The 8,239-nt window shown below is 68.0% G+C and carries 7 protein-coding genes and 2 pseudogenes; 6 read left to right on the forward strand and 3 right to left on the reverse strand.

The window, feature by feature from the left end; all coding sequences use genetic code 11:
• Positions 1 to 281: 281 nt before the first annotated feature.
• Positions 282 to 797, reverse strand: a pseudogene (locus K7B10_RS39865) (IS256 family transposase); the annotation flags it as partial.
• Positions 798 to 967: 170 nt separating this feature from the next.
• Here K7B10_RS39865 and K7B10_RS39870 point away from each other — a divergent pair.
• Positions 968 to 2,458: an ISL3 family transposase gene (locus K7B10_RS39870; protein WP_443735394.1), complete on the forward strand. Its 1,491-nt coding sequence runs from the start codon at positions 968 to 970 to the stop codon at positions 2,456 to 2,458.
• Positions 2,459 to 2,494: 36 nt separating this feature from the next.
• Here K7B10_RS39870 and K7B10_RS39875 read toward each other — a convergent pair.
• Positions 2,495 to 3,073: pseudogene (locus tag K7B10_RS39875) on the reverse strand (transposase); the annotation flags it as partial.
• 193 nt (positions 3,074 to 3,266) lie between these two features.
• On the opposite strand from K7B10_RS39875, the gene K7B10_RS39880 reads away from it, so the two are divergent.
• From K7B10_RS39880 to K7B10_RS39885, 3 genes are all read left to right on the forward strand, one after another.
• Positions 3,267 to 3,575: a hypothetical protein gene (locus tag K7B10_RS39880; RefSeq protein ID WP_229344641.1), complete on the forward strand. Its 309-nt coding sequence runs from the start codon at positions 3,267 to 3,269 to the stop codon at positions 3,573 to 3,575.
• A 43-nt stretch (positions 3,576 to 3,618) separates the two neighbouring features.
• Positions 3,619 to 3,747: a hypothetical protein gene (locus tag K7B10_RS41135; protein ID WP_267501570.1), complete on the forward strand. Its 129-nt coding sequence runs from the start codon at positions 3,619 to 3,621 to the stop codon at positions 3,745 to 3,747.
• Between the two features lie 801 nt (positions 3,748 to 4,548).
• Entirely contained in the window at positions 4,549 to 4,713 is a 165-nt protein-coding gene (locus K7B10_RS39885) for a hypothetical protein (protein ID WP_229344643.1), read from the forward strand.
• Between the two features lie 902 nt (positions 4,714 to 5,615).
• Here the strand turns inward: K7B10_RS39885 and K7B10_RS39890 are convergent.
• Positions 5,616 to 6,149 carry a flavoprotein gene (locus tag K7B10_RS39890; RefSeq protein ID WP_229344645.1) on the reverse strand — a complete coding sequence of 178 codons (534 nt, stop codon included), beginning with the start codon at positions 6,147 to 6,149 and terminating at the stop codon, positions 5,616 to 5,618.
• A gap of 114 nt (positions 6,150 to 6,263) precedes the next feature.
• Between K7B10_RS39890 and K7B10_RS39895 the strand changes: the two genes are divergently transcribed.
• Complete coding sequence (locus tag K7B10_RS39895) at positions 6,264 to 7,439, forward strand: helix-turn-helix domain-containing protein (RefSeq protein WP_229344647.1); 1,176 nt, start codon at positions 6,264 to 6,266, stop codon at positions 7,437 to 7,439.
• A gap of 84 nt (positions 7,440 to 7,523) precedes the next feature.
• Entirely contained in the window at positions 7,524 to 7,853 is a 330-nt protein-coding gene (locus K7B10_RS39900; protein ID WP_229344649.1) for a DUF6415 family natural product biosynthesis protein, read from the forward strand.
• Positions 7,854 to 8,239: the final 386 nt, after the last annotated feature.

Genomic DNA, 8,239 nt, shown 5'->3' on the forward strand with positions numbered 1-8,239 from the left:
CCCAGTGGACCCGGCCGGGGCCGTCGACATCAAGGTCGTCCGGAGGCAAGCCCGCCCGCCGGAGAAGGCGTCTCAGCCCGCGCGCCGACCAGACCCGTCCGATGGTCTCTCCTCGCACGCGCACGGCCCGCAACCCCCGTGCGTCCGGGGCCTCCACGACGATGAGAGGGTGGTTGCTCACGAACTCAGGGTGACTGTGTCGAAACGACCGTCCCGGAAGCGACACACCTCCCCTGCCCGGCAGACCGATGAAAGCCCAGGCCAGCACCCCCCAGTCTTCAAGAGACGGACTCGATCGCGTTGGTGGTGCAGACGATGCGGCGAATCTCGGTGTCGAACCGCAGGAACGGGGTGAACTCCTCCCACGCGTTCTCCCACAGCCTCACGATCGCCGGATACTTGCGGCCCCAGGCCTCAGCGAACTCGGCGAACCGCTCCAGGGCCGCGTCCTCGGTCGGAGCGGTGTAGATAGGCTTGAGGAGTTTGGCAATCTTGTCCCAGTCCTGGCGGGCGGCATAGCGGAAGGAGTTCCGCAGCAGGTGGACCACGCAGGTCTGCACGACCGTCCGCGGCCAGACTGTCTCGACCGCGTCGGGCAGGCCTTTCAGACCGTCGCAGACGAGCATGAGGACGTCGTTCACGCCGCGGTTCTTGATCTCGGTGAGGATGTGCATCCAGTGCTTGGCGCCCTCGCCGCCGTCGCCGGCCCACAGCCCGAGGATGTCGCGGCGGCCTTCGGTGGTGACGGCCAGGGCGACGTAGATGGGCCGGTTGGCGACCGCGCCGTCGCGGATCTTGGTTCTGTCGACAATCTTGTGATCCGGACGGTTGAGCGGTTCGTGTCGTCTGTTCGCGATCATGCATCGCGTGCTCTCGTGATGTGCTCTTGGAGCTGTTTCCGCACCTGTCCGCGCTGGTGATCGAGGAGGTCGAGCGGCGGCCGGACAAGGTGGTGCTGCGAACCCGGGTGCGGGCAGCAACCGCGGCTTGTCGGTGCGGCCGGAGCTCGGTACGAGTGCACGGCCGGTACGTACGCAAGCTGGGCGACCTGGCCGTGGGCGGGCTCGGTGTCGTGATCGAGTTATGCATACGCCGCTTCCGCTGCGAGAACTCTGTCTGCCCGGCGGTGACGTTTGCCGAACAGGTCGCGGGACTGACGACCCCGCACAGTCGGCAGACCCCATTGCTGCGTGGGGTGTTGACGCAAATCGGACTGGCCCTGGCCGGCCGGGCGGGAGCCCGCCTGGCCTCCGTGGTCGGCGTCACCGTGGGCAAGGACACGCTGCTGCGGCTGGTCAGGGCCCTGCCTGAGCCGGAGGTCGGAGAGGTGGAAGTCCTCGGCGTCGACGACTTCGCCTTCCGCAAGGGCCGCCACTACGGCACGGTGCTGATCGACATGGCCACCCACCGGCCGCTGCATCTCTACGACGGCCGCGAAGGCGAGGACCTGGCCGCCTGGCTCCGCGACCACCCCGAGGTGAAGGTGATCTGCCGGGACCGCTCCAGCGGCTACTCCGAGGGCGCACGCGTCGGGGCGCCGCAGGCCGAGCAGGTCGCTGATCGCTACCACCTCTGGGCCAACCTCGGCCAGGCGGTCGAGAAGACGGTGAACGCTCATCGTTCCCGCCTGGCCGAACCGTCTGCCGGACCCGCCGGCACGCCCGACGGACCGGAGGCGGAGCCCGAGGTGGTCCAGCCACCGAAAGAGCTGAAGATCGTGACCCGACTGCGTGAACAGCACGCCGCCGCCCACGCGCTCTGGGAACAGGGGATGTCGAAGGCGGCGATCGGCCGGAAACTCGGGCTGCACCAGGCCACCGTCCGCAAACTGGTCAACGCCCGTTCCGCGGACGATGTCGTCGCCAAGAACCTCCAGCGGGCGCACGTCGTCGACCCGTACATCGGCTACCTGCACAAACGCTGGAACGAAGGCGTCAGAAACGCCACCCAGCTCTACCGGGAGATCCAGGAACTCGGATACCCCGGAGGCGAGCTGGCCATCCAGCGTCACCTGCGGCGCTACCGAACCGGTCGCGGACACGCACCGGCCCAAGGCCCCAAACCTCCATCGGTCCGCGAGGTCACCTCCTGGATCATGACCCATCCCGAACACCTGCGGGACGAGAACGCCGACAACCTCCACCGGCTGCGTGAGCGCGATCCCGAGCTGGACCGGCTCACCGGTCACGTCAGAAAGTTCGCCGCGATGATGACCGGACGCCATGGTGACCGCCTCGAGGACTGGATCACTGGAGCCGAACAGGACAACCTGGCCCCACTGGCGTCCTTCGCCCACAACCTCCGCCGCGACTTCGACGCCGTCCGCAACGGCCTGTCCCTGCCGCATAGCTCCGGCGCTGTCGAGGGCAACATCAACAGACTGAAGATGCTGAAACGCCAGATGTTCGGCCGGGCCAGTCTCGATCTCCTTCGCAAACGCGTCCTGCTCGCGCGATGAGCCCGGACCACCGGATCACAAGATTGTCGACAGAACCCGGATCTTCACATTGATGCAGTCGATGAACACGACCGGGTAGACCCGGTCGAGTGGGCGGGCCTGCCATTCCGCCATGCCTTCCATCACCGAATCTGTGATCGTGGAGATGGTCTGTTTGGAGACCTCGGCGCCGTAGACCTCGGCCAGGTGGGTGGAGATCTCGCCGTGAGTGAGGCCCTTCGCGGAGAGCGACAGGACCATCTCGTCGACGCTGGTCAGCCGGCGCTGCCGCTTCTTGACGATCTGCGGCTCGAACGCTCCCTCGCGGTCACGCGGCACGTCGATCTCCACCGGCCCGACATCCGTGACGGCCGTCTTGGAGTATTTGCCGTTCCTCGAGTTGGCGCCGTTCTTGCCTGCGGGGTCGTGCCGGTCATAGCCGAGATGATCCGTCATCTCGCCCTCGAGCGTGGACTCCAGCAGCCGCTCCGTCAGCTGCTGGAGCAGCCCGCCCTGACCGGTCAGTTGCAGGCCCTCGGCCTGAGCCCGGGCCACGAGCTCGTTCAGGAACCGGTCATCCGCGCCCGCCGACGCGGCCTCCGCCTCGGACGGTGTCGCTATGTTCTCGCTGGTCACAGGTGCAATCCTCCATGATCGGAGTTACACCGTCTTTTACAGTCCCGTGCGGAATGGAACATTACGCGCTGACTGATCTTGTTTTGGTTCCGGGTCTGCCGGCACTTTCCGGCGTGCCGGGTGGTTGAGATGGAGTGGCTGGTGGGGTTGGCCGGCGGCGCGAGCGGGGGAGCGGCGTTCGGAGCGGGTCGGTGTGGCCTTCAACCCGGCCGAGTTGGCGGTCGTCCGCGCGGCCGCCGGCCGGGAGGGGATATCGGTGGCGGGGTGGGTGGGGCGGCAGGCGATGGCGGTCGCGCAACAGGTTCTGGTGCCGGTCTCCGCGGACCGTGTCGACGTCCTGCGTGAGCTCGTGAAGGCGCGTGCGGGGCTGCAGGAGTTCGCGGTCCGCCTCGACGCCCTCGACGTTGTCGGCGCCGGCGGCACGACCGGGGCGGCACCTTCGGACGTCCTGCCGATGCCCGTGAGGCGGTGGTGCGGGTGGATGAGGCGAGGGTGGCGGTGATGCGGGAGAGGCGGGCCCGGTCGTGATGCCGAGGAAGCCGGACATGGGCGAGGACACCGCCGCCTTGCTCGAGTATCTCTTTGGTCTGGGCAAGCGCGACGAGCACACCGACCCCGAGCTGGTGACGCGTTGGACCCTCATGTGCTGTGCCCCGTCCGCCTTCTGGAGCTGATGGGTCTGAGGGAGCTGGCGTACCGCCTGGACGCGCCCCCGTTCACACGCTGCGCGGCGTGTGCCCCGTCAAGCAGGTGCGCATGTCTCGGTCCGCAACCACGCCGACGACCGAGTTCTGACCGACGCCGAATGGGGGGGAGGAGGTAGTGATGGCGATGGCGGACGCTGCGGGCAGCGCCGCGTACGGCGATGAGCAGGCTTGCCGGTGGGTCGCGGTGCGCCACGCACTGGACCATCGCCGGGCGCGGGCGCGCTGGCGGATCGCTAGACGGGCGCTGGAGTGGGTGCCGCGCGGCGCCCGGGTGAGGCTCGTTCGGAAGGACAGGGGGCGTCACCTGACGCCTCCTGTAATGGCGCCGGCGAGATATCACAGAGCGTCACGTGACGAGTTCACAGGGCGTCACGTGACGGATCAGGGAGCGTCAGGTGACGCCCCTACCAGGTCCTACCAAGCCTTCCACCATGAGAATGCCGCCGTAGTTGACCCACCTCAGGTCAATGCAGCCACCCCCGCCAACCAAGATCTACGCCAGCCTGATTCGGGGTTATCGAAGAGCCTGGCCCCGGCGGACGAGGAGCGCCGATGTGCCCCAGGCCTTGCCGCCGTGAACTATCAACGCCATGCGTCCACCTGCGACCGGTGTCCGGGCGAGATGTGGTGCCCAGAGGGGTCGCGACTGCGGCGGTACCTGGCGTCCGAGCAGGCCCGCAAGCGGGGCCGCTACCTCGGCGGCAACGATGCGTCGTAAGCCAGGTACCACCACAGCGGCATCCGGTCCTCCGACGGTCACCGAAACCGGTGCGGCTGCTGCCCGAGCAGCAGTCCGAGGATCCTGTCCTGGATGCAGTCCAGCAGCTGATTCTCACCGTCGCCGCCTGGTTTGCCGAGGACACCGGCCTGAAACTGCCTGGAGCAGAAGTGGCTGCCTGGGGGTATCCCCTAAGACTGGTCAGCGCCGCGTGATCGACGCTGGCAAGCACCTTACGGAGCAACGTCGGCTGCAGGGACGTGGTCACCTGCGCTCGGTCTGAAGCTGACCGCCCCCGCGTCACCGATGCCTCCGTGACCGGTGACTGACGACTGGTGAACTCGTGACGTGACCGGTGACCGGCCACGGCTTAACCGGTCCTGGGGGCGGCGCGACTGGTGACTGATTCGGTGACCAATTCGGTGACTGAATCGGTGAGTGGCCGACGATCACCTCACCGGTGCGAGGTCACCAGCAGGCCGAGTCTGGAGACGCATCGGACGCGAGCGGCCCGCGTGGGCGAGGCCTGGCACATCATCGTGCTGGTTGGTTCCGCTGTGGCCGGTCCCACAGCCGCACCCTTTTGAGCTGCAGTTTGACCGATGACCGATGGTCAGAATGGCCGGTGCGACCGTCTTCCGGATGGCCTCGGCACGCACACCATCCGCCCGGTTGGTTCCAGGATTCGCTCAGCGGATTCCGGTCTTAGGAGGTAGGGGCTAGCGTAGCGGAACCACCGCAGAGCTGATCCTCTCCGCCCCTGAAGCAACTGGACGAGAACAGCCGCCTGGGCCGACAAACCCCAGATCAGGCAGTGTCGACCTCGCGCCCGGGGATACTCCGTCCTGCGCCGAGGTCAGATAGGTCGACCCCGCGCACGCGGGGCTCGTCCGCTGACCCGACTCCTCGAGTCCCAGACCGTCAAGGTGTCCACACTTGAGCGGCTCCTCCGCCTGGCCATGCGGATCATCCGCTGCGCCAACAAACGACTCCGCTTTGCCGGCTTCGACCCCGAGCCGGTCCCGTGCGAACTCATCCCGTACAGCATTGACTGACGCCACGCCCCCTCCCGGCCTACGGGCCGGGAGGGGGCGCTTTCGTGCTGTCCGAGGGTTGGCTACTGACGGTCCGCACGCACAGCGTCCAGCGCCACAGCCCACGGGTACGGTCGCTTTTCGCCCGGGGCGTTCGGCTCGAATCCACCCGCTCCGAACAGCACTCGAACGCCGGCTTCGCGCAGCGTCGCGAGTGACTGCGGGAACTGCGGGTGCTGGGCGTAGGCGCTGTTGACACACGGCATCGCTGTCAGGGGGATGCCCTTACCGATTGCCTCTGCGACGAACCCCACCAGCCATGTGCCAGTGATCCCCAAAGCCCAGGAGTTCAGCGTGTTCATCGTTGCCGGTGCTACGAGCACTGCGTCCGCCGGCGGCCACACATCCGGGTAGCCAGGGCGCTTGTACCGGTATCGGACGGGGTGCCCGGTCAGGGCGGCCAGCCCGTCGAGGCTGTCTTCCAGCCAGTCGGCGGCCGCCGGCGTGAGGCCAAGACACACGTCCCAGCCGCGGCCCTGGGCCTCCTCGATCACACCAGCGATCTCGAAGACGGGCGGGGCGGCCGAACAGAGCAGGTACAGAGTCCTCGTCGTCATGGCTCCCGAGCCTATGCAATCGCCTCCGATCCCAGAGGAGTCGGGGGCGGCGGCAGACCGAGCGCGCTGTGCGCGGGTATCGTCCATGATGACGAGTCGTGGACGGAGACCGGTATGCCCGCACCAGATGATGACCACACCGGATCCCGGATCCAGGAGCAGCGGCGCCTGGCTCGCCTGACGCAGCGCGAGCTCGCCGACAGGATTCCCTACAGCCTCAGCCTCTTGAGCCAAGTCGAATGCGGCGCGCGCCCCGCGACACCCGGCTTCGTAGCGGCCGTGGCGCAGGCTCTCAGAGTGGACACGTCCCAGCTGACAGGACCCTCTGCTGTGACATCGCTGCCCCCTGATCGACTGGTCGCGCTGGTCGCCCCTATCCGGGAGGCCCTCGACCGGTACGACCTTGGCCCGATCCCGGATCTCCCCACTGTACGGCCGGTGCCCGAACTGATCGCTGCAGCAGACGCCTTATGCCGGCAGGTGCGGGCCACCCACCTGCGCTCGGCTGCCAAGGGCCTGCCGGCGCTCATCCTGGGGTTGACACATACCGCGTGGACGGGCCCGTCAACGCCGGTTTGGCGGGCTCTCGCCTCGGCCTACCGGACCGCTCACGACGTGACGCTCAAGCTCGATCACCCGGACCTGGCCCGCGTCGCCCTGGATCGGATGGGATGGGCTGCGGCCCGTGCCTCCGACCCATGCATCGAGGCGGTGCAGCGCTACAAGCGGGCCACTTTGTGGCGCTGCGCCACATCCAAGCCACTGATCCTGTCGGGCCAGAACCTGCTCACCGGCGACACGAGCCGCGAGGCTCTCGCCGTGACTGGCCAGCTTCACCTCGGCATGGCCACCGTGGCCGCGAAGAACGAGGATGCAAACGCTGTTGAGACGCACCTGGCAGCCGCCCGCGAGTTGGTGGACCGAGTTGGGGGCGAGGCCGGGGACGTGCACTGGCTTTCGTTCGGACAGGTGAACGTGCAGCTGCACGAGCTCGGCGCCTCGATCGCGATGCGGAAGTTCGACGACGCGCTCGGCCAGGCTCGCACCCTGAAGCTGCCGGCTTCGACGCTGACCTCGCGACGCGCCCGGTACCTCGTAGACCGGGCACTCGTCGAGATGGAAGCGGGCTCCGCGAAGACATCGCTGAAGTTCTTGGCGCAGGCGCGGCAGGTCGCGCCCGAGCAGACCCGGCATCTTCCGGGAACCCGGGCCACGATCCGCGGGTTGGTGCACATGTCCCGGCGGGCGCCCGACAGTCTCGGGGGGATGGCTCGCTGGGTCGGGCTGTAGCACTCACAAATCTGTGAGTGTTCCCGCGCTGCAGGAGCGTCAGGCTGGGGTCACCACCCGCTGACGACGGTAGGGAGCAGCGCCATGGAGCAGCAGACTCACGTGTGGCTGGCCGCCTTGACGGCCCGGGCGCTCGCTCCGTACGCCTCCCGTCCCACCCCAGAGGATGTGGCCGCGCTCGTCGACGACCTTATTACCTGTGGTCAGCACCTGCACCACGAGGTCGCCGGCATCCCGGCCGCCGAGCGGACCCCCAGTGCGGCGGACGGCCTCACCGAGTGGGAGTACTGCTCCGCCGCGGGCCCTCAGGGGTCCGGACCGCACGCGAACTGGAACCACGCCAGAGGGCTGGCCCGCGTGCTGCAGAAGATGGCGCGGGCGCTGGAGCTGCACCGTGGGATGGGTGTCCTGTGACCGAGCACGGTCGCCAGATCGCCTATGTCGCAGCCGTGCGCGTCATCTTCGCCGCGATCGTCGTCGGCACCCTCTGACTCCCGCCACCGGCGTCTGCCACATCCTCCCCGGCGGCTGCCCGGGGCGGGTCCATCGCCCCATCGGAATCTCACCGAGGAGCAAACCCATGACGTCTCCGTCTCCCGCATGCGGCTCCGGGCCCACCCCGCCCGGGCCGCCCTGCAGCTCCAGGAATCCGGTCGCTGCCGGAGTGACGCTCACTGCGATCCGCCCGCTGGGCGCCCGAGAGCTCCTGACCGACAGCGCGTTCTCGGGACTGGTGGCCACCATCAGGAGCAACAACCCGGGAATGCCGCAGCCTTTGGCCGAGCGAATCGTCGTTGAAG

The sequence above is a fragment of the Streptomyces flavotricini genome, assembly GCF_020639365.1.
Classification (GTDB): Bacteria; Actinomycetota; Actinomycetes; order Streptomycetales; family Streptomycetaceae; genus Streptomyces; species Streptomyces flavotricini.

Excerpts from the sequence above, each read along its gene's own strand:
- K7B10_RS41135 (WP_267501570.1), top strand. The coding sequence starts at position 3,619 with ATGGGCGAGGACACCGCCGCCTTGCTCGAGTATCTCTTTGGTCTGGGC.
- K7B10_RS39890 (WP_229344645.1), bottom strand. The coding sequence starts at position 6,149 with ATGACGACGAGGACTCTGTACCTGCTCTGTTCGGCCGCCCCGCCCGTC.
- K7B10_RS39895 (WP_229344647.1), top strand. The coding sequence starts at position 6,264 with ATGCCCGCACCAGATGATGACCACACCGGATCCCGGATCCAGGAGCAG.
- K7B10_RS39900 (WP_229344649.1), top strand. The coding sequence starts at position 7,524 with ATGGAGCAGCAGACTCACGTGTGGCTGGCCGCCTTGACGGCCCGGGCG.